The sequence below is a fragment of the Hyphomicrobium sp. genome (genome assembly GCF_035687085.1).
GTDB lineage: Bacteria > Pseudomonadota > Alphaproteobacteria > Rhizobiales > Hyphomicrobiaceae > Hyphomicrobium_B.
In genome coordinates this window covers 1-26626 of record NZ_DASRYS010000014.1, presented here as the reverse complement: position 1 = coordinate 26626, position 26626 = coordinate 1, and the positions used below count along the sequence as shown (strand labels likewise).

Here is a 26626-nt window from a genome sequence, read left to right as displayed (position 1 = left end):
CTGGTTCAGGAGCCAGCAGTGGAGCATCCGGAAGCTCTGAGCCGACTGCACCGCAAGAGAAGCAGGATGCGCGCGAATCCGGTGAGCTTTCGCCGAGCCAGTTGAACGATCCTGGCAATAAGACGTCGCCTCCGGCGAGCGGAAAGTAAGACTGACGGAAGCGATGAGCACCGCGCTCGCAGGAAAGGACGCTTCGATAGCGCCTTCCTCGGGCGCGCCGCTTCTATCAGAGCACAAAGGTACCCGATGCCGGAGCATCATTGTCTGGGCATGAAATTTGTTGGAGGAAGATAATATGGCTACCAGTACGCGCCCGACGGCTCTCGTCACCGGAGCCTCAACCGGCATTGGCTACGAGCTTGCAAAGTGCTGTGCGAAGAACGGATACAATCTCATAATCGTGGCCGACGAACCCAGGATCAACGACGCTGCCGCCGAACTGTCGGGGTTCGGTACGGGTGTGGAAGCGATCGAAGCCGATCTCGCCAAACGCGAAGGCGTCGACAAGGTTCTCGATAAAGTCGCTTCCCGCCGGATAGACGCTCTTCTCGCAAACGCAGGACGCGGTGAAAGAGGGAGCTTCTTCGACCAGGATTTTGGCGCCGTAAAGCGCGTCCTCGACACCAATATTACCGGTACGCTCTACATGATCCAGCGCATCGGGCAGCAGATGCGCAGCAGGAAGGAAGGCAAAATCCTGATCACGGGATCGATTGCGGGCTTCTCGCCTGGCCCGTTCAACGCCGTCTACAACGCATCGAAGGCCTTCATCGATTCATTCTCCTTCGCCATCCGCGAAGAGCTGAAGGATCACAACGTCTCCGTGACCTGCCTCATGCCGGGCGCTACCGAAACGGAGTTCTTCGAACGCGCCGGGCTGAAAGATACAAAGCTCGGCCAAATGAAAAAGGACGATCCCGCCGATGTGGCCGAAGTTGGCTTCCGCGCCATGATGGAAGGCGACGGCGATGTGGTGACGGGCTGGTACAACAAGCTGCAGACTGCGATCGCCAATATCACGCCAGCCGAGATGCTCGCGTCCCAGCATCGCAAAGTTGCGGAGCCGGGCTCGGGAACGTCTGCCCAGCCGCCGCGCTGAGGCGCGCAGCGAGGTTAGTCGGGAGGCGCAATCTGGAGGCAAAGCAGGTCGAGCATACGCGGCGCGCGGCGGCGTTACCCTTGAGGAAGGCGCAGTCGGGAAAGCTCTTTATTGGTACTTCCGGGTGGAGCTACGATGACTGGCGCCTCCGCTTTTATCCGGAAGGCGTGCCACGAAGCCGATGGCTGCCATGGTATGCCGAGCGTTTTGGTTCAGCCGAAGTCAACGGTTCGTTCTACAGAACCCCTTCGCTAGAGGCGGTCGAAAGCTGGCGCAACCAGACGCCAGCGGATTTCCTGTTCGCCTGGAAGGCGTCCAAATTCATCACGCATTGGAAGCGGCTGGGTCCGAGCTCCGCCAACTCCCTTGAGCTCATGGAAACGAGACTGTCGCTGCTTGGCAGGAAGTGCGGCCCGGTTCTGTTTCAATTGCCGGCGCGCTTTCGAGCAGATTGCGCCCGGCTTTCCGATTTCCTTGCCATGCTCTCGCCTAAGCGGCGCTACGCTTTCGAATTTCGCGACGCCAGCTGGTACGACGACAACGTCTACGCGCTTCTGGCAAAGCATGACGTATCGCTCTGCCTGTCGGACCATCACGACGCGCCATCTCCTTGGGTCTCGACAGCGAGCCACGTTTACGTGCGCGGGCATGGGCCAACGGGCCGTTACAAAGGCAGTTATCCCACCCGGACGCTCGGCCTATGGGCTGATGAAATCCAATCGTGGCGCAGCGCGAAAAAGACGGTCTACGTCTATTTCGACAATGATCAGAAGAGCGCTGCCCCCAAGGACGCTGCACGGCTGCTGGATTTGTGTGCGGAGCCGCATGGACACACGGCCGCCCGGCGCGATTAAGCCAGCTTGAACAGCGGTGCTCTGAACGAAAATGGGGAGCCCACATAATGTGGGCCCCCAATTTTAGGCTTTCACGTGAACGTGGGCTTACTGGTTCGGCTGAGCGGCGGGACCGTTCTTATTTCCCTGTTCGCCCGAAACGCCTTGCGAGTCCTGTGTCGGCTGCGTGTCGTTCATCTTCAGCTTGTCGGACGTGCTGCCGGCAGTGCCAGTGCTGCTTCCGGAGTTATTAGAAGGTTCCTTTGCTGCAGGGCCGTTCTTGTTGCCCGGCGCCCCAGCAATGCCGGGACCCGAAGTTGGGGCGCCCTGCGCGCTAGGGGACGTATTTTGCGTGCCGGCTGCATTGTTTTCAGCGGCCAACACAGGCGAGCCAGCGAAAACCATGAGTCCTGTCACTGCGGCTGCATACTTGAGCTTCATTTGTTTTTTCTCCTCTCGTATTGCATGCTTTCAACGGATTGGATTGCAGTAAGTTCCGGTGCTGATGGTTGATCAGTGTTGGAGATTTGAACAACGAGAAGCGGTGCTAAGCAGAAGCCCAGCCGCTACTCCTCCTTCTCCAATCGGTCGAGGACGGCGTTTGGAGATATTTCGCGCTGCACTTCCTCGAGTTCCTTGTCCGCGGCGGCTCCTATGCCCTCATGCTTGGCAATCTCGGCAAGCAATGTCGCGACCTTCGTCAATTCGTGCTCTGCCAGCAGGCTGATTTGCAGATCGAGATCCGCGCGCTTGTCCGCCACGGCGGCCATGCGGTTTTGCGAGATGAGAACGAAGGTGGAAAGAAAGATCGCTTCGACGGAGGCGACCATAGCGAGCATGACGAAATCGGGATCCCATGGGCGCACACCCGGCACAAACCCAGCATTGGCGATAATCCAGAAGCCGAACACGATCAGGTGAATGAAGACGAACGTCATGCTGCCCGTAAACAGCGTGATCGCGTCGGCCAGCCGTTCCTGCCAGGTCGCCCGCTGCTGTTCGCGTTGCCGGCGCTGCCGCAAGCTCGCGATGTTGCGGTCCAACGTCGGTGCCAGGCCATCCATTGGGGGCGGCGGATACGTTGGATTAGGTGAAGTCGTCATGCTTCGACAACCCTCGCCCCGCACACGCCGTTCCGCGATCAGCCGCCCCCCGGCGGTCCGCACAAGGATTGGACAGGCCGATTAAACTTAACTAGCGCCCGCCGCGGCAGAGAGGGGGGAACAGTTGAACAAACAAGGGGTTGAGCACCTGCCATCTTACACGCGAGGACCAGGAACGTGCGCATCATTGCAAACCTGAAATCAGCCGCCGGTGCATTTGTGCAGTCCTACGAGGCTGCGGGCCTGATGGGCCTATTCTTCGGAATAGGCATCGCATTCGCACTCGCCGCAGCGGTCATCTGGGTCGCCCAAATCTTCGGCGCGATCATTGCCAGCCTCATCTTTGCGGCGATCTTCTGCATCGCCGGGCTGATCATGATGCTGATTTCCGGCAGCAAGGAAAAGGAAGCCGAAACGCGGCTGAAATCGGCGACCCAGGGGCCCGTGAATGCCGCGCGGGCCGTCTCAAGCGCCTTTAGCCCCTCGGCGCAAGCCGGCAGCGGCGCGGTCCTGTCTTCTGCGCTGGTCTTTGTATTGTTGGCGACTGCGCTCTACCTCGGCACGAGCAAAACTTCCGCGCACTCCGAAGCCTGAACCTATGTGGAATCTTCTCGTTACGGCATTCCAGGGGTGGATGAAGCACCACAGCCCGAGGCTAGGCGCGGCGCTCGCCTATTACGCCGTCTTCTCGTTAGGACCGCTGCTCTTGATTGTCATTGCCATCGCGGCTTTCCTTTTCGACCGTGAGACCGTGACAACCGCTATCAACACCCAGCTCTCGGGTCTGATTGGCGAGAACGGCGCTCGCGCTCTGGAGGCCATGAGGCAGGGAGCCTCCTCCCAGTCCTCGGGAAAGGCAGCATCCATCGTCGGAATCATTCTTCTGATTATTGCTGCGGTTGGCGTCGTCGCTCAGCTGAAGGACGCATTGAACACGATCTGGGAAGTCGACGAGACAAGGGAAAGCGGCGTTTGGCCCTTCATTCGCACCTATGTCGTTTCCATGGCGGGGATCATGGCGCTCGGCTTTCTACTGGCGACATCGCTGGTGTTGAGCACGGTGCTCGCTTCCGTGTCGCAATTCTTTCCAGGCGGCAGCGCGCTAGGCCAACTCGCCGAAGTGGTCGTCTCTTTCATTGTCCTTACGGTCCTGTTCGCCGCCCTGTTCAAGTACTTCCCCGACACCACCGTCAATTGGTCCGACGTGTGGATCGGCGGCGCGGCGACAGCCGCTCTCTTCCAACTCGGGAAAGTCGCCATTGCCTGGTACATCGGAACGCAAAGCTTCGAGTCCACCTATGGAGCAGCGGCGTCGTTGGTCGTGCTTCTGATCTGGGTCTACTACGCCTCTCAGATCGTCCTCTTTGGCGCGGAGCTGACGCGCGCTTACGCGCTCACTCGAAGAAAGGAACCGCAGAAGACGTGAAGTCCCATCGCGAGCCACCAAAGATGCGGAAAAGGCCAAAAAAATAGGCTGGCAATCCCAGGTGATTGCCAGCCCAGTTGCAATCGGGGTGCTGCAGACGGCTGCGATCGCTCGCACCGTCCGAAGCTGATCCCGGCGCCAGATTAAGCCGCAGCCGAGACGGATGCCCGAGACTTACCGCGCGAGCGGCGGGCGCCACGCTTCGGCGTCTTGTCGGCTCTTTTGTTGATCTTACCCTCGGCAATTTGGGTGAGCTTCCGATCGGTGGCCTTCTCCTCGCGCAGGTTGGCGCGCAGAGGCTTTAGAAGATCGTTCCGGCCCATCTCACGAGCCCAGGCGATCAGGTCGCCATAGCGCGTGATTTCGTAGTGCTCGACGGCCTGGGCAGACGCGATCACGGCAGCCTCGATCACGCTGCGCCCGTCTGAATTTCCGATAAGCTCGTTGCCTTCCGACAGAATGCCGTCGATGCCCTTGCAGCGCACGCCCTTCGGCTCTTCGCCAAGTGCCGCGAACACCGTCTCCAAGCGCCAGATCTGGTTCTGAGTTTGTTCGAGGTGCTCTTTCAGACCCTGCTTGAGTTCGCTGCTGGTCGTCTGCTCGATGAGCTGGGGCAGCGTCTTCACGATTTGCTGCTCTGCGTAATAGATGTCCTGAAGGCCGTGTTTGAACAGGTCCTCAAGTGATTTCAGATCTCGTGTAAAGAGGCCCATTGTTTTTGTTCCTTGCGTTGCGTGCCTGACGAACGCAGCGAAGCTTTGCTTTGTTCCGTATAGTGCGCATATTGGCAGCATAATCGCCTGCAGGAATAATCGCCTAAGCGGGAAACTTCCTTTCCGGACTGCGTTACTGGTCTCGAAGGAACGTCCGAATGGTTTACAGGCCTCCAGAAGAACAGCTTGAAGAAACGAAAGCGCGCTTGGCCGCTGTCCAAAAACATTTGGAGGGCGGTGAGCCCTACGATGTGGTTCCGCGATATGCGCAGGGAGGCGACAGCGGCGATCCTGGAGCGGGCGGCTTCTATCGCGTCGCAGAAAACATCTCGGAAGCGCTCGCGAAATCTCTCCGCGAGGATCCGAAGGCCACGCTCGGTCTGGCGGCCGTTATAGGTTTTGCACTCGGCGCAATTTGGAGGCTCTAACCCGATGTCATCGTCGCTATGGATCGTGAAGGCTGAACTCCGGCAGTTCGAGAAGACCTCGAACGCCGTGCACCTCGCCCATGCGCGGCGGGCACTCGAAGAACTCATCGCCATTGAAATGAAGTCGCGGCTGGTTGAGCGGCGCGGCAAGGGATCCTGAGGAGAGCTTGAAACAGCCGCAGGCAATCGGCGCTGAGTTCTTCGAAAGGCCTGCCGCACGCGTTGCACGAGATTTGATCGGAGCGCAATTGGTGCGCCGGCTCGATCAGCGGATTCTTTCATTCCGGATTACCGAGACCGAGGCCTATGAGGGTGTTCATGATCTCGCGTCGCATTCGTCGCGAGGCCGGACCGCTCGAAATGAAGTCATGTTTGGTCCCGCGGGGCATTTCTATATCTACCGGATCTACGGGCTGCATTGGATGCTTAACGTTGTGACGGGCAAGTTAGGCGAAGCAGCCGCAGTCCTCATTCGCGGCGTAGAAGGCATCAGCGGCCCCGGTCGCGTCGCTCTCGCACTCGGGATCGAAGCGTCATTGCGCGGAATGCCAGCTTCCCCAGCCTCAGGCCTCTGGTTCGGTTATCCGGAACAGAATGACAAACCGAAGATCAAACGCACCCCGCGGATTGGCGTGGATTATGCCGGACCCATTTGGGCCAATAAGAAGCTGCGATTCGTAAGGATCTAAGCGGCGTCCGACAAGCAGGAACGCATTCAGATATCCAGCGTTGGCGCTCCATGAGTAAGCAGGACGACCTCAAATTCGGTGCACCGGGGGACACGGCCGTCCATCTGTGCGTGGACATGCAGCGCATGTTCGCGGAGCAAACGGATTGGCACATGCCCTGGCTCGCGCGGGTGCTTCCAAAAATCGTGGCGATCGCAGAGGCGCACCCGGAGCGCACCATTTTTACGCGCTTTCTTCCGGCGCCGGCGCCGGGTCATGGCGTGGGCATGTGGCGCCGCTACTATGAGCGCTGGGCCTCGATGACGATGGAAGAGCTTGGGCCAGAAATGATCGATTTGGTGCCGGAACTCTCGCGCCTTGTGCCTCCCGCGCGAACGCACGACAAGTATGTCTACTCGCCTTGGACGGGATCCAATCTCCACCTTGAACTGCGTGACGCGGGAATTGATACCGTCATCGTCACGGGCGGCGAGACGGACGTTTGCGTTCTCAGCACTGTGCTCGGTGCAATGGACTGGGGCTTCCGCGTCATTCTCGTCAGAGATGCGCTTTGTAGTTCGACCGATGAAACACACGACTCGATGATGAATATCTACATGAATCGGTTCGGCGCGCAGGTCGAAACGGTTTCGACAGAGCTCCTGCTCGATAGCTGGCATCCCGCTGGCTTCAAAGCGGTGCAATAACCGCCATTACCAGCGCATTTCCGATGTAAAAAAGCCGGCAGGACCAACCCGTCTGCCGGCTCGGCCGGACCATGCCGGCGCAGTTGGGAAATTATCCCGCGAGCATCATTAAGACCTCGGAACGAGGAAGTACGCCATGAAAGCGAGAATGACGAAGACGTGAGCGACGAAGAGAACAGTCCACCACAAGAATGTCTTGTAGGTGTACACGTGATACTCAAAATCGTCTGCGCTAAGATCTGTTCGATCCTCGCTTCCGCGACGCTTTCCAGCTGCATAGATCAGATCGAATGATGACGGCACTTGTCCAACCATGGGAACTCCTCAACCAGATGAATTCGAAAAATTGAATCGGGTTGAAAATGTTCCATTCAGTTAGCTCGAGCCCAGGCTCCAACTAATCGGGTGTCGGACCATCTGCGTTGCAACGGGTGAGCCGCGGCACTGCCAGCGTCATTGGTGGGAGCAAGAAACGCACAGCTCCGTCCGGAACCGTACCAAGTTTGCTCTGAACTTATCGTTGACCGTTCCGTTCCTCGCGAGCGGCCCTACGGCGGGGCCCCGCTAACGAACAATCTCCAAGGAGGAGTGCATCACCGATGCTCTATCACGATAAGCGTCTGCAATACCCTGTTCGCGTCGAGACGCCGGACCCGCTGTTTGCCCGCCAATTGCAACAGGCCATTGGCGGCGTCGAGGGTGAGATCAGGGTCTGTCTTCAATACTTTTTCCAGGCCTGGGGTGCGCGTGCTCCGAACAACAAAGTCCGCGATTTGCTGCTCAACACAGCAACGGAAGAGATGGGCCACATCGAGATGCTGGCGACCGCTGTTGCATTGAACCTCGAGACGGCACCGGTCAGCCTCCAAGAGGAGAGCGCGGTCGATTCCGTCGTGGGCGCGGTGATGGGCGGCCAGAACGCCCGCCAGGTGATGGAGGGCATGATCCAGCGCCATATCCTGTCAACCGGCCTTGCTGCATTCCCGGCCAACGCCGACGGTGTGCCGTTCGATTGCTCGCACATCTACGCCAGCGGCAACGTCGTCGCCGACATGTATTGCAACGTCGCAGCCGAGGCTACAGGACGCACGCTCGCCGTTCGCCTCTTCAACTCGACGTCCGATCCGGGCATGCGCGATATGCTCCACTTCATGATCGCGCGCGATACCATGCATCAGCAGCAGTGGCTGGCCGTGATCGAGGAGTTGGGCGGCACGCAGTCGCTGCCGATACCGAACAGCTTTGACCAGCGCCAGGAAGATCAGAAATTCAGCTACTTCCTCATGGGTACGAACCGCGATGGCGAGGCGCCGCCTGCGGGTCGCTTCTCAAGCGGTGTCTCGATCGACGGCCGCGGCGAATTCCATGCCGGCCACTTCGAGCCGCTGGGACAGGAACCTGTTCTCGGGCCGGCGCGATCCGACTCGGCTGCTCAAACCGAACAGATGACGCGGATGGCTGCGGAGTAATCACTCGTTCTGGACAGCATATAAAGTTTGGCTATCTGAGACTGCCCCTCAGATAGCCAAATTCGTTTCGCGATTGGATCGCTGCATTCCGATCATATAAAGGGCTTGCCGCCAGTCACCGCGATCGTCGCGCCCGACACATAGCTAGACAGTGGATCAGCAAGCATAACGTAGGCGGTCGCGAGTTCTGCTGGCTGACCAGGCCGCCCCATCGGAGTATTCCCGCCGAACTTCTCTACCGTCTCCTGCGGCATCGTCGAGGGAATGAGCGGAGTCCATATCGGACCCGGCGCCACGGCATTCGCACGGATGCCCTTCTTGCTGAGCATCTGCGCAAGCCCGGCCGTGAAGTTTTGGATCGCGCCCTTCGTCGTGGCATAAGCCAGAAGGGTCGGATTGGGCGTGTCGGCGTTGATCGAAGCCGTGTTGATCACCGCGCCGCCTTCCTTCATGTGCGGCACCGCCGCCTTCGTCAGGTAGAACATCGAGTGGATGTTCGTTTTGAAGGTCATTTCCCATTCCTCATCCGGAATGTCTTCGAGCTCCTTGAAGGTCGCCTGATGCGCGGCGTTGTTGACAAGAATGTCGACGCCGCCAAGCTCTGAAACGGCCCGTTCGACAATGCGGCGGCAGTGCTCTGGATCTTTGACATCACCAGGCACGAGCACGGCCTTGCGGCCGGCATCCTTGACGAGCGCGGCCGTCGACTGAGCGTCGCCGTCCTCGGAGAGATAGGAGATGAGAACGTCTGCTCCTTCGCGCGCATAGGCGATGGCGACGGCGCGGCCGATGCCGCTATCGCCTCCGGTAATGATCGCGCGTTTGCCGGCGAGCCGCCCAGAACCCCTGTAGCTCTTCTCCCCGTGGTCCGGCACTGGAGACATTTTTTCGGTAAGACCCGGCGGATCTTGAGCCGGCGTGGAGAATGGGGGTTCGGGATAGGATGACATTGAGAGCCGTCTCCGCTTTGCAAAAATATGCTGGGGTGGAGTTGGCTCAATAATCCGCAGCGCCGGGAGTTCCGATCCGCGCTGCCTTTCTAAGGCTGACGGCCCGCCACTAGCGCCGTCAGGCCACCGGCTGCATTGAAGAGCTCACGGACAATTCCATGCGGGGAAGGCCTATGGCAGGTTTCGCTTTCGGCCCTGAGCTTAGCGCCGCGACCGTGTCCAACGCCCACGAAAGCCGGTTCTGTGGGCTCCGCAGCGGCGTCTTCAATACCAGCGCGCCCTGCTTCACGCGCGCGCCGGGAAGGCGATTTTGCATCTCGCGCAGCACGATAGCATTCCGGAACTTCAATAGCCCGCCGCGAGGTCCCACCGTGATTTCTTCGATACCGCGAGCGAGGCAGCTACAGCGCAGCTTCGCTAGCTGGAACACATTCTCCACAATACCCGGAAGCGCGCCAAAGCGCTCTTCGGCGTCATGGCGCAATCGCGCGATCGCATCTTCATCGTCCGCACGCGCGAGCTGCCAGTAGAGTTCGATACGGCCCGCTTCATCGGAAATGTAGGCAGCCGGAATGGCGGCCTCGACATCGAGCGCGAGCCGAGGCGCCCAAATATCAGCCCAGTCGGCTCCGTTGCCGCTGCGGACGGCTTCGACGGCGCGTTTGAGCATCGTGCGGAAGAGTTCGATGCCGAGTTCTTTGATGTGACCCGACTGCGTATCGCCAGCCACCGTTCCGGCGCCTCGGATCTCCAGATCCTGACAAGCGACGGCAAAGCCTGCTCCCGCCGCATTGAGCGAACTTACGGCTTCCATCCGGCGCTTGGCCGTAGCGGAGAGTTCCGCGTCTTCAGGAACAATGAAGTAGGCACGGGCTTGCTTCTGTGAGCGCCCAACGCGCCCGCGGAGCTGATAGAGCTGGGCCAAGCCCAGCCGGTGCGCATCGTAAACGATAAGCGTGTTCGCCGAAGCGACATCGAGACCCGCCTCGATGATCGTCGTGCAAAGGAGAACGTCGAACTGGCGTGATGAGAATGTCTCGACCGCCCTCTTCAGTTCGGCCGTGGGCATGTCCCCATGCGCTGTGATGATGCGGAGTTCCGGCGCTTCGGCAGCGAGCAGCGATCGGGCCTTCTCGAGATCAGAGATCTTCGGGCAAACGAAGAAGCTCACGCCCCCGCGCCGGCGTTCGGCGCGCAAGGCGTCCCCAATGGCCTTGCCGGATCCTTCGATGACTTTCGTTTCGACGGGCCGGCGGCGGAGGGGGAGGGTATTGATCAGCGACAGGTCGCGGATGGACGAGAGCGCCATTTGTAGCGTGCGCGGTATCGGCGTCGCGCTGAGCGTCAGGACATGCACGTTCTTGGTGAGCCGCTTCAGCTTCTCCTTGTGTTCGACGCCGAAGCGATGTTCCTCATCGACAATCACCAGCCCGAGCTTGCCCCAGCTGATGTTTTCGTCGACCAGCGTATGAGTGCCGATGACGATCCTGGGCGTGTCTTTGGCAAGATCCGACTTTAGCCGGGCTAGATCCGTCCGGCTCATCAGGCGTGAAGCCTCCGAAACCTCGACCTTGAACGCTTTGAATCTCTCTCGAAAGCGCTCCGCATGCTGGCGGGCGAGCAGAGTGCTAGGAACCACGACCGCCACTTGAAATCCTGCGTCAGCAGCAATGAATGCTGCCCGCATCGCCACTTCCGTCTTGCCGCAGCCGACATCACCGCAGACGAGGCGATCCATTGGCGTGGTGTTTGCGAGATCCCTCTCGACATCCTCGAAAGCCGAACTCTGGTCGGCGGTGGGATCGAACTCAAAGCCGGCGCAGAACCTTCGATAGTGGGACGCGCGCGCCTTCAAGGTGGGCGACGTGATCTGTGATCGATTGGCTTCAAGACCGATCAGCTGACGAGCCGTGGCATCGATCTTCCTCAGAGCCGCGCGCCGCTTCACATTCCAATTTTTCGATTTAAGCCGGTCGAGCTGCATGCCCTCGGATGCCCCGAAGCGAAAGAGAAGGCTGAGCTCGGAAATTGGCACGAGCAACCGGCCGTCCTGGTACTCGATTTCGAAGACGTCGGGCCCGCCTGCCGTATCGAGCGACTTCAATCCGGCAAAGCGGCCGAGACCGTGAGCCGAGTGGATGACGAGATCGCCTGGAGATAGCTGTGAGGTAAGTGCGCTGATCGTTTGATCGGACGGGACCGGCGAGTCTGCTTTGCTGGCATTCGAGCGCGCCCGCTCATTCCCTCTGTCCTGAGAGCCGTTGAAAGACATGGATCTGGCCTTGTGTTGATATGCCTTCATTCGCCCGGCAGCCTCGCCCCGGTGTCATCTCACCGAGGCTGTAGAGCTTGGCTGAGCGGAGTCGCTGGAGTTCCAAGTGGCGATCCCAATCCCCACGACCACCGCTGCCACAATCGCTGCGATCACGACAGCTGCGACGAGCACGCGTCGGGAACCATGCTCGCCCGCGTACCGTGTATGGCCGGGCAACCGCTCCGGTGTGTTCGGGTTCTGACCGGGTATATGGCCCGGGTCCAATGGATCAGGCGTTGGCATCTGTCCCTCGGGGGTGACGGGCACGTCCACCACCTAACGGCGATGTGATCGTTCTCGTTCCGCCTAACTGCGGGGCCGTGTTGAAGGGACGCCGTTCAGGTTCAGCCGATCCTCAACGGCGCCATTCAGGAAGTTCCCGAGCAGGTTGGCGGGCCCGGAACAGGAGGCGTCTTTATTCGTTTGCAACGGGCAACCGAAAGATTTGAGGAGCCCCTATGGCCCAGAGCGCACAGGAAATATTCGTCGTGGGGTTGCGCAATGCGCACGCCATGGAGACCCAAGCCCGGGAACTGATGGAGCGGCAGATCGAGCGGACGGGAGACTATCCTGACGTACAGGCTCGACTGCGCAATCACTTGGAGGAGACGAAAGGACAGCTGCTGCGTCTCGAGCAGTGTCTCGAAGCGTGCGGAGAAACCACGTCTACTCTTAAGGATACGGCCCAGTCGATGATGGGTAACCTGATGGCTATGTCCCACACACTGGCGGGCGATGAGATCCTGAAGAATACGTTCGCCAACAACGCCTTCGAAAATTTTGAAATCGCAGCTTATAAGTCCTTGCTCGCGCTTTGCGGCCCTGCGGGCCAGGAGGGTGCAAGGCCCCTGCTTGAGGCATCCCTCAATGAAGAGCAGAAAATGGCCGACTGGGTTGACCACAACGTTGGCAAAGTAACCTTGGATTACCTGGGCAAGGAACAGCGCGCGGCCGCTTAGTTAGGGACCGGCACAGTTCTACAAAACCAAAGGGACAGCGCCCGTGCGGGCTGCTGTCCCTTTTGCATACGGCGAGTCAGCGCGGGCACGCTGTCGGGAGCCCTAGAACCGCGCCGGGTCCATGACCGCCATGGATGCCATGCCCTTCGCCGCCGGGTACCGGACAGCGAGACCGCTACGGGCAGACGCCCGACGCACGGACAATCGCTCAGCCAGCAATTCGGCGATGTCCGAGGCGGCGCTCCTCTGCGATGCCGGCTTCTGCAACTCATGCGGTGCTTGCGCCAGTACGTAAGGAACGTTGAGCGATTTCAGCTCGGCGCATAAATCGAAAGCTTCATTGTGCAAGCCCTGGTCGATCACGGCGCCATCGAAAGCTTCCCGTTCGATGAGGGAGAATGCTGAAATCAGGTTCGTCGCGGTGACGACCTTCGCGCCCCTTTCTGCCAGCGCGGTGGCAATCGCACCTGTTTCCAATAGCGAGCCCTTCACGATCAGAATTTTTTTGCCCGACAGAGTGAGATTCAGATTGTAGTGCATGGTTCCTCTCGTTCGATTAGGACGATGAAGACCTCATGAAGTTTGTTCGGCCGCTGGCACGGCTTCCGTCGAAGATCGGGCGGCGCCGCCGGCCTATCTTGGAAAGCGCAGACGGCCGGATGATCCGGTAATCGAGGCCGTGCTCTTCCGCGAAACCCACGGCCGCAGCCAGCGACTTGAAGAACCGGAACCCGCCGGGAAGAGGCAGCCCCACCAGCCAAGCGCTCATGCGCTCAAGTTCCAGTCCCCAGCCTTTGCCGACAGGGAAAATGCGGCAGGAGGGACGGCCAGAGAGCCGCCCCTGACGTGCCGTGACAGCCGAGCCATATCCGTCCGCCGCCGGCAGCACGGCGGTCTCGGTTGCGTGGGCGCGGCCGAGAAAAGAAATCGCTGTCATTCTCGCCTCCGTTGCTCCCATGCGGCCTGCTCAAGGCGAGGAGCTTCGCTTGCGGTCGTTCATTGAATGAATCGGCAGCAAACCGGGCAAATCGTCGAACCCGATTGGGGAACGAAACATCGGCGCAAAATCGAATGTCGCCATAGCTATCCTCCTTTGCGAAGCGACAACCAAAGCTGCGGACGCCCTTAATGAGGCCCGTCCGACCGGCGATCTAGCGCACCGTCTGCACTGTTCAAGAGGGTGCCTGAAAATTTTTTGCCACGAGCGGGCTGTGCCGCGAGCCTCCTTCGTGGAAAGCGGATTTGGTCATCCAGCGCATTTCTCGAAACGAAGATGCACGCATGCCGGGCAGGTTGATGCACGGCCGGGCACGACTTCCAATTCGGACTCACACGAAATGCGGGAATACGCTGAGTTCAATTTGGCGCGAAATATGCAATCCAGCCGATGCTCCCATGAAAAGCGTCGCCAACGGAGGCCTCAACGTTGCCACGTAAGCAATGCTCCAAATCCAGATATGAGCCCTGGCACATCGGCGTTCTGTTCTCGCAGACCGGCTGGACGTCCGATGTGGAACGAACGCAGCTATGCGGAACCTTGCTCGCCATCGACGAGATCAACACTGTTGGCGGTGTGAACGGCCGAGAGATCGTGCCGGTTATATATGAGCCTTCCTCGTCGACGGATTCATACGGCCAACTCGCCAGGAAATTGATGATCGAGGACGGCGTGACGTCCATTTTCGGCTGCTATACATCGGCAAGCCGTAAAGCGATTATGCCGGTCGTCGAGCGCTTCAACGGCCTCCTTTGGTATTCAGCGCCTTACGAAGGTTTCGAAGCCTCTCCCAACATGATCTACACGGGGGCCGCCCCGAACCAGACGATCGTCAAGCTCTGCTCATATATGCTGCGAACGTTTGGGCCACGCTTCTATCTCATCGGTTCGGACTACGTCTATCCGAGGCAGACCAACCGATTTATGAGAGAGTATTTGCTCTCGCAGGGTGGCATCGTCGCGGCGGAGCAATACGTTGAGATCCATTCGCCGCGCGCCGCGTTCACGCCCATCGCCAAAGCGATAAAGGACTCGGGCGCCGACGTCGTCTTTTCGACCGTTGTGGGGCAGGGCACGAGTTATCTCTATCAGTCCTACGCGGATGCGGGCCTAGATCCCAAGCGCACGCCAATTGCGAGCCTCACGACCACCGAGGCGGAGCTTCATGCAATGGGCTGCGATGTCGGCGAAGCACACATTACGGCCGCTTGTTATTTCGAGAGCATCAACAGCGACATCAACAATGCGTTCGTGTCGAAATTCAAAAGACGCTTCGGCGAACATATGACGCCGAACGTGTGCGCGGAAACCGCGTATTTTCAGATCCACCTTTTCGCTCAGGCTTTGGCGAAAGCAGATACGCTCGATACCGATATCCTGCGTCCACACGTGGTGAGTTCCTCTTTCGACACGCCGCAGGGCCGGGTGGGTATAAGCGAGTCGGGGCACGCTGACTTGCCCTCTCGTATCGGGCGCGCGAACCGCAGCGGCGGCTTCGATGTTTTGGACGAATCCCCGGGGTTAGTCATGGCCGATCCATTCTTCCTGCATGGCCCCTTCACCGAACCCCCAAGAGCCGGTCGATAGTTTCGGAACTGGAATATGAGCGATACCGTAACGTGCACTAATCAGAATGAAGGAAACGGCGAGAGCTTCGGCACATCGCGCAAGCTCAACGAGCTCAGCGTTATTGTTGAAACGGCCGTCGAAGATCAACTAGAGCTGTTGATGCAAGAGCTGAAGAAGCTCAAGACAAAGGCGCGCCTTGTCAGCACGCGAGCGAGCAGAATCCCCGCGGATGCTGATGTCGTGTTCTGTGATTATTCTCCTGATTTGGAGCAGCGCCTCCCTTGGGCGATTGGTGAGGCTACGGCCGCTCTCGTGATCATGCTTCCTCAGAATGAGCCGTTTTCGCCGGCACTGCTCGAAGCCGCGACGCCAGACGCCATTTTAGCCCGGCCGTTCACCGCCAATGCCATCAAGGCAAGTCTGATAATGGGATTGAGTCAGTTTCGCTACGAACGCCGCTTGCGGGGCAAGGCAGCAAAGCTCGAAGAAAATCTGCGGGCCATGCGGGCGATCGAACGCGCCAAAGCGATCGTCATGAACACGCGTTCCATCAGCGGCGAAGAGGCGTATCAATACATTCGTTCGCAAGCCATGACCCGCCGCCTCTCGGTCAGTGCCATCGCCGAGGCAATCATCTCCTCATACGACCTACTAGGTGGGTTGCCGCGGACTTGAGAGACACGCATCGGCGCGTCGAGAAGATGTCATCAGCTTTCAGAGGAACGCCACTTCTTGGATGGACGTCGCACGGCCCGGAATTCTGGCTTGTTTGGCAATCCGAAGCTGTGCTTTAATCCACGTCTCCTGACAGGATGTTGACCGACAGCACAGTCGGCTCCCTCAGGCCCTCATCCGACAGCATCGTCGGCTTCCGTTAAATGAATTCGCAAGCCAATTCGTAGGCGCTTCGCCATGCGCGACCGGCTATTTGCGCTAATCCATTGGAGCTGTCAGATGAACCTTGAGGCCTATCGCATCCATGACGTGCCGCATTATCACAGCACGGCCGACGAGATCGCAATTTTTGAAGCCGCCTACGCGAGCCGCTTGCCGGTCATGCTCAAGGGACCCACGGGCTGCGGAAAAACGCGCTTCGTCGAGCACATGGCTTGGCGGCTCGGACGCCCCCTGATCACTGTTGCCGCCCACGAGGATATGACAGCATCCGACCTCGCCGGCCGCTACCTACTCACGCCCGATGGCACGGTATGGCAAGACGGTCCGCTGACGCTTGCCGTCCGCCACGGTGCCATCTGCTATCTCGATGAGATCGTAGAGGCGAGGCAGGACACGACCGTCGTCATTCATCCTCTGACGGATGCAAGGCGGACGCTGTTTCTGGACAAGTGCAATGAGATTGTGCCGGCCCACAAAGACTTTCAATTGGTCGTCTCCTACAACCCGGGCTACCAGAATGCGGTCAAGGACCTCAAGGAATCCACCAAGCAAAGATTCGTCGCGATCGATTTCGACTATCCAGCTCCAGCTGTGGAAACAGAGATCGTTATGCGCGAGGCCGGCGCATCAAAGGACGTTGCATCTCGGCTCGTGGCGATAGCCGAGCGCTCCCGCAATTTGCGCGGCCACGGTCTCGAGGAGGGCGCGTCGACTCGCATGCTTATCCATGCCGGCCGGCTGGTTGGCGCCGGCGTGCCGATGGCAGCCGCGGTGAATTCCAGCATCGTTCTGCCGATTACGGATGACCGCGAGGTCCGCTCAGCGCTTAGCGCTGCCGTTGCCGCTTGCCTGCCGTGAACCGGCAACGATGAACATGGACATCATGGCTGCCACCCAACCCGTGGCCGATGCTTCCAAGCGGCTGATCGGCCTCATGTCGGCCCGGCGCAATCTTGTGGGCGCCTTTCATGAGATCTGGGACTTGCTCGGTCTCCGGTTGGCGCCGGGCGAGCGCGAAGCTTGGGCAAAGGCGGCTCTCCAACTTGTCGACGTCAACGCCGGTCCCGGGTGTTTGAGCGCGTACTGGCGCCTGAGCAGCGAGTGTGATCCGCGAGAAGGATTGGACTACGTCATCGAGGTCGGCGCGATCGCAGCGGATATTTGCCGGCATGCAGGCGCCCGAGCGACCGCCTCGGTTCTGAAAGCCGAACGCGACGCACGCGTCCGCTTGGTGCAAAGCGAGGCTCTCGTCCGATGGTGGCGCGCAATGGCGAGGCTCGCACGCGAGGCGCCGGATTGCGTCGAGCCGCTGTCGCAGCGAACGTCCGATGCGCTCGCGTCCGCCAGCATCGAGACGTTCGAACAGTTCGTCTCCGTCGGCCTCAAGAAATCCGGCAAAGATCGCGCCGGCCGACGGGCCTTCTTTGCATTGGAAGATGAGATCGCCCGTCAGCTGGTCCAAGGCGACCGGAACGGAGCGCGGTTCGCCGACGAGGAGCGCGATCTGAACCTCTTTCTAACGGCGCTGTGGGGCCGTGAGCCGAAACTGCGCGCGCTCGGCTCTTCCGAAAATGGCCCTCGACCGCGGCGCGCGAACATTGCAGGCTCATTGATCCGCTTGCCCGAACATTTGCCGGATGTGAGCGGAGAAACGGCGCGCCACTTCTTTCGCGCAAGCGCTGCGCACGCCAGCGCCCATCTCGCTCTCGGCGGACCACCCTTCATCGTTGGATCTTTACGTCCAATCCAGGTCGCTCTCGTCAACATCATCGAGGATGCGCGCATTGAGGCGCTGGCCATGGAGCGCCTGCCGGGTTTGCGATCTCTCTGGGCGCCCTATCATGTCGCTCAGGCGCGTGATGGAAATACCGCTGAGGCCATCATGGCGCGCCTTGCTCGCGCGCTGTTCGATCCCGCCTACAAAGACGACAACGGCATCGTCGCTAAGGGCCGTCACCTGTTCGAGGCCGCGCGAGGGAGGCTCGCTGATCCCGACATCAGCCGGGAGATCGGCGGACTTCTCGGCAACGATCTTGGCCAAACGCGTGTGCAGTTCAACGCGAAAGCACACGTGGTGGAGCCCGCCTATCGCGACGACGGAATGGGGCTGTGGGATTTCGCCGAGGATAGCCGCGCCGCGTCAGAAACGCATGAGATCGCAATCGACGCGGCACGGATGGAGCGCCGGGAGGAAAGCGACGCACCTCGTCAAAATGATCCATCGGGCGAAAGCCACGCGTCCGGCCGCGCGAAGCCGGTAACGAATGACGAGCGCGGCATCGTCATTGCGCGCTATCCGGAGTGGGACCGCGCCTCAGGCCTTGAACGGCAGGATTGGGCGACCCTCCGCGAGTTGGCGCCTTCCCTGGGCGATCCACGGCGGATAGAAAGTGCGCTCGCTGAGACAGGATCGCTACGTGCGCGCATCGGGCAGCTCGTCCGCCGCGCCCGGGTCGGCCGCCCTGAACGCCTGAAGCGCCAGGCCGATGGCCACGACCTGGACTTCGACGCCGTGCTCGACGCAGGCATTGCGTTGCGTACAGGCGATCTACCGGATCCGCGCATCTTTCGCAGCTCTGGCCCCGGCGTCCGCAGCATGGCAGTCGCCATCCTGATTGACGTATCGGAATCGACACGCGACGTGACCGAGAACGGCAATTCCGTTCTCGATGCCGAATGCATGGCGGTGGCGGCGCTAGCCGAAGCGATGAAGGCGCTGGGCGATCCGTTTGCGCTCATGGCGTTCGCATCTAACGGCCATGATGACGTGCGCCTTACACAGGTCAAAACCTTCAAGGATGCCTACGACCGGGATGCTGTTTCGCGCCTCGCAGCCCTGAAGCCCGCGCTTTCGACGCGGCTTGGCGCAGCGCTCCGCCACGCCGGAGCGGTTTTGGACGGGGTCGCGAGCTATCGCAAACTGGTCATCGCTCTGACCGACGGCGAGCCATCCGATATCGACGTGCACGATCCGCTGGATCTCGTGGAGGACGCGCGCCGCGCCACGATCAATTTAAGAGGCCGCGGGATAGATAGCTTCGGAGTGGTCGTCGGTTCGTCGGCAGGCTCCGCTCCGGCAATCTTCGGCCGCGCCAATGCAATGCCGGTCCGTCGTATTGAAGAGCTGCCGCAGCGTCTGTCCGAACTCTACTTTCGACTGTCACGCCGCTGAAAGACGTCAGGACCGGCTCCGAATAGGAGCCGGTCCCGCCTGACTTGGCGTGGGCCGATTAGCGGTGAACCAGTTCTTTCTCGGCCAGACCTTCCATCGGACTCTCTTCCGTGGTGAGCGTCGACCGCGTGAAGGATTCAACCATCTCGCGCGTGCCCTCAGGATCTGCGACCCAGTTCTTGTAGAAGTCGTACGGACATTCCGCGACGCCGCGATTGCCGTCACCTGAATTCAGAACACCCGTGTAGCCACGGTGAACGAGTTTGAAGAGATGATTGGTAGACTGGTTGTTGCGCCGCGCATCGCGGATCAGCGACTTGGAGAGCTGCGCGTACTGAATGCCGTACTCTTCCTCTCCGCATTCGCCCAGCGTGCGTCCGTCGAAGCCGACAATGGCGGAACGGCCGAAGTAGGAGTAGACGCCATCGAAGCCGGTCGCGTTGGCGACGGCAACGTAGCAGTTGTTCGCCCACGCCATCGCCTTCGCCATCACGACCTGCTGATCCTTGGCCGGGTACATGTAGCCTTGGCAACGAACGATCAACTCGGCACCTTTCATAGCGCAATCGCGCCAGATCTCGGGGAAGTTGCCGTCGTCGCAAATGATCAGGCTGACTTTCATCCCCTTGGGTCCGTCCGAGACGTACGTGCAATTGCCCGGATACCACCCCTCGATCGGCACCCACGGCATGATCTTGCGATACTTCTGCACGATCTCGCCTTTGTCATTCATCAGAATGAGGGTGTTGTACGGCGCCTTGTTCGGATGCTCCTCGTGGCGCTCGCCGGTCAGCGAGAACACACCCCAGGTTTTGGCTTTCCGGCAGGCATCAGCGAAAATCTTGGTTTCCTCGCCGGGCACGCTGGAAGCGGTTTCGTACATTTCCTTGGAATCGTACATGATGCCGTGCGTGGAATATTCGGGGAAGATGACGAGGTCCATGCCGGGCAGGCCGACCTTCATCCCTTCGATCATCGAGGCGATGTTCCTTGCATTCGCGAGCACTTCCGCTTTCGTATGCAGGCGCGGCATCTTGTAGTTGACGACGGCGACACCAACGGTGTCCTTGCTGCTTGAAATATCCCCGTGCAACATCTTCAGGCTCCTTGGGTTCGATGGGAGATAAGGTGATCGCGCGGCATTCGATCAGACCGCCATGTGCCGCTGGACGAGATCGTCGGAGAGTTCGGAGATCATGCCATCTGCCACCACGCGTCCCTTCTCGAGGAATGCGAACCGCGTCGCGGCGCGCCGCGCGAAGGCGACGTTCTGCTCCACCAGGATCACAGTGATCCGGCGCTCCCGGTTGAGGCGAATGATGACGTCTTCAATTTGCTCGACGATATTGGGCTGAATGCCCTCGGTCGGCTCGTCGAGCAGAATGACCTTGGGCTGCGCCAGCAGGGCCCGGGCAATCGCCAGTTGCTGCTGCTGGCCGCCCGACAGATTGCCACCGTACCGCCGCATGAATTCCTTCAGCATCGGAAACAGGTCGACGACCCAGTCCTCCAGATCGTCATGACTCTCGCTCGCTGCGAAAGTGCCGAGCGTGAGATTTTCCCGGACCGTGAAGCGCGGCAGGATTCCGCGGCCCTGCGGAACATAAGCGATCCCCGCTTTGGCCCGGCGATGCGTCGGAAGAGGCGAGATATCCGTGCCGTCGAGCACGATGGCGCCGGTGGCGCGGTCCATCAGGCCGAGAATCGTGCGCATCAAAGTGGTCTTGCCGACGCCGTTGCGGCCGAGCACCGCGAGAAACTCCCCGGTGCCGACATTGAGATTGACGCCCTGCAGCGCGCGGCTGTTGCCGTAAAAGGCATCGACGTGAGACATCTCAAGCATTGGTGATGCCTCCCGAACCGAGATAGGCCTTGCGCACGGCGGGATTCGCCTCGATCGCGCTCGCCGGGCCCTCCGCCAGAAGCCGCCCCAGATGCATCACCGAGATCACGTCGCCGATAGCCTTGACGAAGCCCATGTCATGCTCGACCACGATCAGCGTGTGGCGGCCCTTGAGACGCAGAAACAGATCGGCGGTCTTACGGGTCTCCTGTGCGGTCATGCCGGCGGTCGGCTCGTCCATCAGGATCAGCGCGGCGTTCTGGGCCACCAGCATTCCGATTTCGAGCCATTGCGTCTGGCCGTGCGACAGGAATGCCGCGGGCTTCTTCAGCTGATCGGTCAATCCAACGAGTTCGGCGAGCCGCTCCACCGCCTCGTCATCGGCCTGCCGATGGCCCGGACGCAGATTACTGAAGACGCCGGGATGATGCGCGCAGGCGACCCGCAGGTTGTCGCCGACGGTGAGATCGCGAAAGACACTCGGCACCTGGAATTTGCGCCCGATGCCGGCGCGCGCGATGCGATGCTCCTCGAGACCGTCGAGCACGGCACCGTCGAAGGCGATCGAACCTGCGGTCTGCTTGATCTTGCCGCAGATCAGATCGAGCGCTGTGGTTTTTCCAGCTCCGTTCGGGCCGATCAGGCAGCGCAGTTCGCCCTTGCACACCTCGAGGCTGAGGTCGTTGAGAGCGAGGAAGCCGTTAAAGCTCACCGTCACGTTGCTCAATTGCAGATACGGATTCATGCCCCGCTCTCCGTCTGTCCGATCCCCTGCACGCCGCGCAGCGGACGAAACGAGCGCTGCTGAATCAGCGCCCACAGCGACGACACCAACCCGGCCAATCCTTTCGGCAGGAACAGCACGATGAGGACGAACAAGGCGCCCATGACGAGGGTCCAGGTTTCGAGGAACGCCGCGGATTCCGACAGCGCACCCTGCACCCCGGCGACCAGGATCGCACCAAGCAGGGCGCCGAGCAGACTTTGGCGGCCGCCGACCGCGCACCACACCACCACCGAGAGGCTGAGCTGAACCCCGAGGAAGGTCGGCGACGCGAACTCCATCACGATGGTGTAGAGCATACCGGCCAGCCCGGCGATCGCCGCCGAGAACGCAAAGGCGGCGATCTGATAGGCCCCGACGTCATAGCCGAAGTAGCGCACGCGGCTTTCGTGATCGCGGATCGCCTGAATGATCAGTCCGGCTTTGGTCCGTGTGAAAGCATAGGCGCCAAGCAGTGCCGCGGTCATGCAGATGGCGACAAGATAATAGGTCGAGCGGCCATAGGCATCGAATGCGATTCCGAACAGTTCGAGCTGCGCCAGATCGGTGATGCCGTTGAAGCCGCCGGTGTATTGCTGCTGGTCGACGATGAGAAGGTTCAGCACCACCATCGCCGCGAGCGTGATGATCGCGACATAGACTCCGGTGACGCGGCCGCGAAACATGAACCAGCCGAGCGCCGCTGCAACCGCCGCCGGGATCGCAATGCCGGCGACGATCGCGAAGGCCTGCGACTGGAACGGCCACCAGAACCACGGCAGTTGCGTCACGTTGTTCCAGACCATGAAATCGGGCAGCCCCTGCGGGCCGGTGTGGACCGGCACCGTCTTCAGCTTGAGCGTCATGGCCATGGCGTAGGAGCCAAGGCCAAAGCTCATGGCCTGACCGAGGTTGAGGATTCCGGCATAGCCCCAGGACAATGACAGCGACATCGCCAGCATGCCGAGCACGAGATAGCGCGCCACCTTGTTCAGCAGGTAATCGTTGTTGAGCAGCACCGGCACAACGATGACCACCGCGCAGACCACGAGGATGGCGACAAGCTCTGCGCTGGGGCGACGGCGAAAGAACGGATCGACGGACTTCGACTGCATTATAATCCCTGAATCATCCGCTAGGCGCGGACGCGTGTTGCAAACATGCCCTGAGGCCTGAACCGGATGAGCACGACGATGGCGAGGAGAACGATCGCCTTGGCGACGGTATCGTTCTGCAGAAATGCGATAACGCCGGACAGTTCGCCGAGGATGAAGGCGCTTGCCACCGTGCCGACGAGACTCTGGACGCCGCCGAGCACCACCACCATGAAAGCATCGATCACATAGCCGGTGCCCATTTCAGGCGAGACGCTCTTGAGCGGTGACACCAGCGCGCCGGCCAGACCGGCAAGTCCGGCGCCATAGGCAAAGGTGAGGCCGTAGATGCGCCGCGCGTTGACGCCGAACGACGCCGCAACCGGGCGATCCTGAATGACGGCGCGCAGTTTCATGCCGACCGTCGTGCGGTTCATCAGCAGCCACGTCGCAGCGAAAAGAACCAGCGACACCACCAGGAGAAAGATGCGATAGAGCGAAATCTGCACGCCGAAAATATCGGTGCTGTTGGAAAGCACTTCCGGCATCTTCACGTAACGCAGCTCGCCGCCGGCGGTCAGGCGCACCGCCTGCTGCAACATGATGCCGACGCCCCAAGTCGCCAGAATGGTGTCGAGCGGCCGATTGTCGAGAAAGCTCAGAACGAAACGTTCGATCAGCCATCCGAAGGCCGCGACCAGGAGGAAGATCGGCACCAGGCTGATGAGCAGGCCCATGCCGAACTGAACCTGAAGGAACCAGGCGGTATAGGCCCCCAGCATCACGAACTCGCCATGCGCGAGATTGATGATGCCCATCGCACCGTAGATGATCGATAGGCCGATCGCGACGAGAAGCAGGATCGATCCGATGCTGAGGCCGGTCAGAAACTGCTGGATGAACTGATCCATTCGTCGATGCTCCGCATTCGCGCGAGATGCCGGACGCGCCACTCGCGCGCGCGTCCGGCTGCGCATCAGTTCTGGACGACGAGACCTTTTTCGCCGCACACCTGCCCGGGATAGGCCGCATAAGGCAGTGGCTTCAGCCAGTCCTTGGCCTGCACCAAGATCTTGAACTGGCCATCCGACTGCGCCTGCGCGATCTTCGGCCAGAGCCAGGTGTGCAGATTCTCCGGCTCGATGCGGACCTTGCCCTGGGGCGCCAGCGTCTCCTGCCCTTTCACCGCGTCCCGGATGTTCGGCGGCGTGATATCGCTGACGGCGAGTTTCTCGACCGCCTGCCGGAACAGATGGACCTGGAAGTAGCAGGCTTCGGAGACGAAGTGCGTCACCTTGTCCGCGCCCCAGCGCTTCTTGTACGCCGCGACGAACTTCTCGTTCTCCGGCGATTGGAACACCATGAAATACGGCGCGGAGGTGAAGTGCCCGGCGGCCGCTTCGCCACCCATTGCGGCGATTTCGTTTTCCGATGTCGTCAGGCTCGCCATCGGCATCTTCTCGGGATCGAGGCCGGCGGCGTGATACTGCCGATGCAGCGCCACCACCGAGTCTCCGACGACCGTGGAGAAGATCACGTTGGGCTGGGTCGATTTGAACTTGTTGATGACCGACGAGAACTCGGAATGTCCGAGCGGAACGTACTCTTCCGCAACCACTTCGCCGCCGTGCTTCTGCAGCAGCTTCTTGCAGTAGTTGTTCTCTTCCTTCGGATAGATGTAGTTCGATCCGATCAGATAGAACTTCTTGCCGAACTTATTGATCAGCCAGGGGATGAACTCGTCCTGCTGCTGATTGGGCACGGCCCCGGTGTAGATCACGTTCTTCGAGCACTCGCGGCCCTCGTAAAGCGTCGGATACCAGTAGAGATTGTGCTGACGCTCGAACACCGGCAGCACCGCCTTGCGGCTCGCCGACGTATAGGAGCCGAACACGCTGACGCACTTGTCACCGACCACCAGCTTGCGCGCCTTGTCCGCGAAAGTCGCAGGATCCGATGCAGGATCCTCGACAACCGGAACGATCTTCATGCCTTTGATGCCGCCGGCGGCGTTGATTTCCTCGATCGCCAGCAGGGTGGCCTTGTTGAGCGATTCCTCGATGATCGCCGTGGTGCCGGTGAGCGAGAACAGCACGCCGACCTTGATTTCTCCGGCCGCCGCCGATGCGAGATCGGCGTTCTTGATCCAAATGTGGGGAAAGCCCGCGCTCGCGAAAGCACCGAAGGCTGCGCTATTCCTGAGAAGTTGACGCCGCGTCAGTTTCATTTCCTACCCCTGTTCAAAAAACAAAAAACCCTCCCGATGCGCGCGATCCGCGAGCATTGGGAGGGCTTTGTTGCCGATGTTAAAGTTGGCGGCAGTGTCGCCGCCGATCCCCTCCATTGGGGATTAATGTTGCTGATCGTAACCAAGCAATTCGAACGAGTCAACTATCGCGGCAGCGACCGCGCTCGTCGAGACGCGACGATCCATCGCCTGCCGTCGAATGAATCCATACGCCTCGGTTTCCGCCATGCGGCGCGTCGTCATCAAAATCACTTTCGCACGCTCGACCGTGCGCATCGATCGCAGATTTTCATCGAGCCGCTCGATCTTCGCGCGCAGGCGCTGCTCGTAGCGGAATTGACTTCGCGCGAGCACGAGACTGGCGATCACAGCGTTGCTGCTGAAAGGCCGCGATAGAACGGCATCCGGCGTCGCATGCGCCAAAGCTTCCACCTGGATCGGATCGCCGTTCGGAAGAATCACCACCAGGGCCGAGCGCGCGTCGCCGGGAATCCACGGCAGCCGCCGCGCCAGATCGGGCGCGTACTCGCAATAGACGATGTCGGCATCGCCGGGAATCGTTTCCGGCATCGGCCAGGTTTGCCTCGCGCGCGTTCGCAAGCGCTGCAGGTCGCGGACCAGAAACGCGATCTGATCATCGAGCGGAGCGACGACGACCACCGTCAGCCCATTTAATTCCTGAATGATGGATTTGTGGTCGCCCGCTGCGCTTTCGATCTTCACCTTCGGCTTGCTTGGATCGATCATCGTCATGACTCCGCTCCGGCCATCGCGCGACCATATCCGATCAGGAAAGGATCCGGATGAATCGGCGCCGGGGATTGATCGAGAATGTCAAATTGTCCGCGCCGGTTGGCGCGGCCGATCCGGGTCCAGAGATCGGTGTGACCCGACATCGGATCGACGGTAACCTGCCCTTGCGGAGCGTTGAACGTCGCACCCAGCACCATGGCGCGCAACACGTCGGTATCGAGCGTATTGGCGTGCTCGAGCGCCTTCGCGAACAAATGAAGCTGGAAGTAGGACGACTCGACGCACATGTTGGTCGAGCAATCGTCGCCGAACCGCTTCTTGAACTTGGCGACGAACGCGGCATTGGCGTCGCCGGCGACGCCTTCGAAATACGGCGCGGCGGTGATGTGCCCCTCGCCGACATCGAAGCCCATCGCGCGAATCTCGGCCTCGGTGGTGGTGAGGCTTGCGATCGGCATCGTGCGCGGATCGAGCCCGGCGTCGGTATAGGCCTGATAGAGAAAGACCGTTCCGTCCCCCACCACGGTCGAGAAGATGACATCGGGCTTCAGACGCCGAATTTCATTCACGATCGGCAGAAAATCCTGCCGGCGCGCGCGGATGTTGAGGTAGCGTTCGCCG

General features: G+C 60.3%; 30 protein-coding genes. 14 read left to right on the top strand and 16 right to left on the bottom strand.

Annotation, left to right across the window (positions count from 1 at the left end; all coding sequences use genetic code 11):
• The first annotated feature begins 295 nt into the window (after positions 1-295).
• Together VFG26_RS13540 and VFG26_RS13535 are read left to right on the top strand one after the other, a co-directional pair.
• On the top strand, positions 296-1099 hold the full coding sequence (locus VFG26_RS13540; protein ID WP_325026187.1) for an SDR family NAD(P)-dependent oxidoreductase: 804 nt from the start codon (positions 296-298) through the stop codon (positions 1097-1099).
• An 80-nt stretch (positions 1100-1179) separates the two neighbouring features.
• Positions 1180-1953 carry a DUF72 domain-containing protein gene (locus VFG26_RS13535; RefSeq protein ID WP_325026185.1) on the top strand — a complete coding sequence of 258 codons (774 nt, stop codon included), beginning with the start codon at positions 1180-1182 and terminating at the stop codon, positions 1951-1953.
• An 87-nt stretch (positions 1954-2040) separates the two neighbouring features.
• Here the strand turns inward: VFG26_RS13535 and VFG26_RS13530 are convergent, their stop codons facing one another.
• Both VFG26_RS13530 and VFG26_RS13525 read right to left on the bottom strand, forming a co-directional pair.
• Positions 2041-2373, bottom strand: coding sequence for a hypothetical protein (locus VFG26_RS13530; protein WP_325026183.1), 333 nt, complete (start codon positions 2371-2373; stop codon positions 2041-2043).
• A gap of 125 nt (positions 2374-2498) precedes the next feature.
• Complete coding sequence (locus VFG26_RS13525) at positions 2499-3035, bottom strand: DUF1003 domain-containing protein (protein WP_325026181.1); 537 nt, start codon at positions 3033-3035, stop codon at positions 2499-2501.
• A gap of 177 nt (positions 3036-3212) precedes the next feature.
• Between VFG26_RS13525 and VFG26_RS13520 the strand changes: the two genes are divergently transcribed.
• Together VFG26_RS13520 and VFG26_RS13515 are read left to right on the top strand one after the other, a co-directional pair.
• A complete protein-coding gene (locus VFG26_RS13520; protein ID WP_325026179.1) occupies positions 3213-3629 on the top strand; it encodes a hypothetical protein in 417 nt (138 codons plus the stop codon).
• 4 nt (positions 3630-3633) lie between these two features.
• Positions 3634-4461: a YihY/virulence factor BrkB family protein gene (locus VFG26_RS13515; protein ID WP_325026177.1), complete on the top strand. Its 828-nt coding sequence runs from the start codon at positions 3634-3636 to the stop codon at positions 4459-4461.
• Between the two features lie 143 nt (positions 4462-4604).
• Here the strand turns inward: VFG26_RS13515 and VFG26_RS13510 are convergent, their stop codons facing one another.
• Complete coding sequence (locus tag VFG26_RS13510) at positions 4605-5174, bottom strand: ferritin-like domain-containing protein (protein WP_325026174.1); 570 nt, start codon at positions 5172-5174, stop codon at positions 4605-4607.
• A gap of 158 nt (positions 5175-5332) precedes the next feature.
• Here VFG26_RS13510 and VFG26_RS13505 point away from each other — a divergent pair, with 158 nt between their 5' ends.
• Genes VFG26_RS13505 through VFG26_RS13490 form a run of 4 tightly spaced genes read left to right on the top strand, consistent with a single transcriptional unit; the run spans position 5333 to position 6977 of the window.
• Positions 5333-5602: a hypothetical protein gene (locus VFG26_RS13505; protein WP_325026172.1), complete on the top strand. Its 270-nt coding sequence runs from the start codon at positions 5333-5335 to the stop codon at positions 5600-5602.
• 4 nt (positions 5603-5606) lie between these two features.
• Positions 5607-5762 (top strand): hypothetical protein, encoded by a 156-nt coding sequence (locus tag VFG26_RS13500; protein WP_325026170.1) that lies wholly within the window; start codon positions 5607-5609, stop codon positions 5760-5762.
• 7 nt (positions 5763-5769) lie between these two features.
• Entirely contained in the window at positions 5770-6291 is a 522-nt protein-coding gene (locus tag VFG26_RS13495) for a DNA-3-methyladenine glycosylase (protein ID WP_325026168.1), read from the top strand.
• A gap of 50 nt (positions 6292-6341) precedes the next feature.
• Positions 6342-6977 carry an isochorismatase family cysteine hydrolase gene (locus tag VFG26_RS13490; protein WP_325026166.1) on the top strand — a complete coding sequence of 212 codons (636 nt, stop codon included), beginning with the start codon at positions 6342-6344 and terminating at the stop codon, positions 6975-6977.
• A 108-nt stretch (positions 6978-7085) separates the two neighbouring features.
• On the opposite strand, the gene VFG26_RS13485 is transcribed toward VFG26_RS13490, so the two are convergent.
• On the bottom strand, positions 7086-7292 hold the full coding sequence (locus VFG26_RS13485; RefSeq protein ID WP_325026164.1) for a hypothetical protein: 207 nt from the start codon (positions 7290-7292) through the stop codon (positions 7086-7088).
• Positions 7293-7576: 284 nt separating this feature from the next.
• On the opposite strand from VFG26_RS13485, the gene VFG26_RS13480 reads away from it, so the two are divergent.
• Positions 7577-8446 carry a manganese catalase family protein gene (locus VFG26_RS13480; protein WP_325026162.1) on the top strand — a complete coding sequence of 290 codons (870 nt, stop codon included), beginning with the start codon at positions 7577-7579 and terminating at the stop codon, positions 8444-8446.
• Between the two features lie 92 nt (positions 8447-8538).
• Here VFG26_RS13480 and VFG26_RS13475 read toward each other — a convergent pair whose 3' ends face one another.
• Both VFG26_RS13475 and VFG26_RS13470 read right to left on the bottom strand, forming a co-directional pair.
• Positions 8539-9396 carry a glucose 1-dehydrogenase gene (locus VFG26_RS13475; protein WP_325026160.1) on the bottom strand — a complete coding sequence of 286 codons (858 nt, stop codon included), beginning with the start codon at positions 9394-9396 and terminating at the stop codon, positions 8539-8541.
• A 118-nt stretch (positions 9397-9514) separates the two neighbouring features.
• The gene (locus VFG26_RS13470) at positions 9515-11668 is read right to left on the bottom strand and encodes a DEAD/DEAH box helicase (RefSeq protein ID WP_325026158.1); all 2154 of its coding nucleotides are present in this window, start codon (positions 11666-11668) and stop codon (positions 9515-9517) included.
• Between the two features lie 500 nt (positions 11669-12168).
• On the opposite strand from VFG26_RS13470, the gene VFG26_RS13465 reads away from it, so the two are divergent.
• Positions 12169-12669, top strand: coding sequence for a ferritin-like domain-containing protein (locus VFG26_RS13465; protein WP_325026156.1), 501 nt, complete (start codon positions 12169-12171; stop codon positions 12667-12669).
• A gap of 102 nt (positions 12670-12771) precedes the next feature.
• Here VFG26_RS13465 and VFG26_RS13460 read toward each other — a convergent pair whose 3' ends face one another.
• Complete coding sequence (locus VFG26_RS13460; RefSeq protein WP_325026154.1) at positions 12772-13209, bottom strand: hypothetical protein; 438 nt, start codon at positions 13207-13209, stop codon at positions 12772-12774.
• A gap of 16 nt (positions 13210-13225) precedes the next feature.
• Positions 13226-13606 carry a hypothetical protein gene (locus tag VFG26_RS13455; protein WP_325026152.1) on the bottom strand — a complete coding sequence of 127 codons (381 nt, stop codon included), beginning with the start codon at positions 13604-13606 and terminating at the stop codon, positions 13226-13228.
• A gap of 489 nt (positions 13607-14095) precedes the next feature.
• Here VFG26_RS13455 and VFG26_RS13450 point away from each other — a divergent pair, with 489 nt between their 5' ends.
• From VFG26_RS13450 to VFG26_RS13435, 4 genes are all read left to right on the top strand, one after another.
• Positions 14096-15253: a transporter substrate-binding domain-containing protein gene (locus VFG26_RS13450; protein WP_325026150.1), complete on the top strand. Its 1158-nt coding sequence runs from the start codon at positions 14096-14098 to the stop codon at positions 15251-15253.
• Between the two features lie 15 nt (positions 15254-15268).
• Entirely contained in the window at positions 15269-15910 is a 642-nt protein-coding gene (locus VFG26_RS13445; RefSeq protein WP_325026148.1) for an ANTAR domain-containing response regulator, read from the top strand.
• Between the two features lie 279 nt (positions 15911-16189).
• Positions 16190-16990, top strand: a complete 801-nt coding sequence (locus VFG26_RS13440) for a CbbQ/NirQ/NorQ/GpvN family protein (protein ID WP_325026147.1) — start codon at positions 16190-16192, stop codon at positions 16988-16990.
• Positions 16935-19304, top strand: coding sequence for a nitric oxide reductase activation protein NorD (locus tag VFG26_RS13435; RefSeq protein WP_325026145.1), 2370 nt, complete (start codon positions 16935-16937; stop codon positions 19302-19304). Before VFG26_RS13440 ends, VFG26_RS13435 begins: the two co-directional genes overlap by 56 nt.
• 58 nt (positions 19305-19362) lie before the next feature.
• On the opposite strand, the gene VFG26_RS13430 is transcribed toward VFG26_RS13435, so the two are convergent.
• The 8 genes from VFG26_RS13430 to VFG26_RS13395 all read right to left on the bottom strand — a co-directional run.
• Positions 19363-20400 (bottom strand): aliphatic amidase, encoded by a 1038-nt coding sequence (locus VFG26_RS13430; protein WP_325026144.1) that lies wholly within the window; start codon positions 20398-20400, stop codon positions 19363-19365.
• 51 nt (positions 20401-20451) lie between these two features.
• The gene (gene urtE / locus VFG26_RS13425; protein WP_325026141.1) at positions 20452-21147 is read right to left on the bottom strand and encodes an urea ABC transporter ATP-binding subunit UrtE; all 696 of its coding nucleotides are present in this window, start codon (positions 21145-21147) and stop codon (positions 20452-20454) included.
• Positions 21140-21892, bottom strand: a complete 753-nt coding sequence (gene urtD, locus VFG26_RS13420) for an urea ABC transporter ATP-binding protein UrtD (protein ID WP_325026139.1) — start codon at positions 21890-21892, stop codon at positions 21140-21142. The genes urtE and urtD overlap by 8 nt, the downstream gene beginning before the upstream one ends.
• Complete coding sequence (gene urtC, locus VFG26_RS13415; RefSeq protein WP_325026137.1) at positions 21889-23025, bottom strand: urea ABC transporter permease subunit UrtC; 1137 nt, start codon at positions 23023-23025, stop codon at positions 21889-21891. Before urtC ends, urtD begins: the two co-directional genes overlap by 4 nt.
• Before the next feature lie 20 nt (positions 23026-23045).
• The gene (gene urtB, locus VFG26_RS13410; RefSeq protein WP_325026135.1) at positions 23046-23915 is read right to left on the bottom strand and encodes an urea ABC transporter permease subunit UrtB; all 870 of its coding nucleotides are present in this window, start codon (positions 23913-23915) and stop codon (positions 23046-23048) included.
• A gap of 65 nt (positions 23916-23980) precedes the next feature.
• Entirely contained in the window at positions 23981-25231 is a 1251-nt protein-coding gene (locus VFG26_RS13405) for a transporter substrate-binding domain-containing protein (RefSeq protein ID WP_325026133.1), read from the bottom strand.
• Positions 25232-25354: 123 nt separating this feature from the next.
• The gene (locus tag VFG26_RS13400) at positions 25355-26005 is read right to left on the bottom strand and encodes an ANTAR domain-containing response regulator (RefSeq protein WP_325026131.1); all 651 of its coding nucleotides are present in this window, start codon (positions 26003-26005) and stop codon (positions 25355-25357) included.
• Positions 26002-26626, bottom strand: a 625-nt coding sequence (locus tag VFG26_RS13395; protein ID WP_325026128.1) for a transporter substrate-binding protein, incomplete at its 5' end; no start/stop codon positions are given. The genes VFG26_RS13395 and VFG26_RS13400, both read right to left, overlap by 4 nt.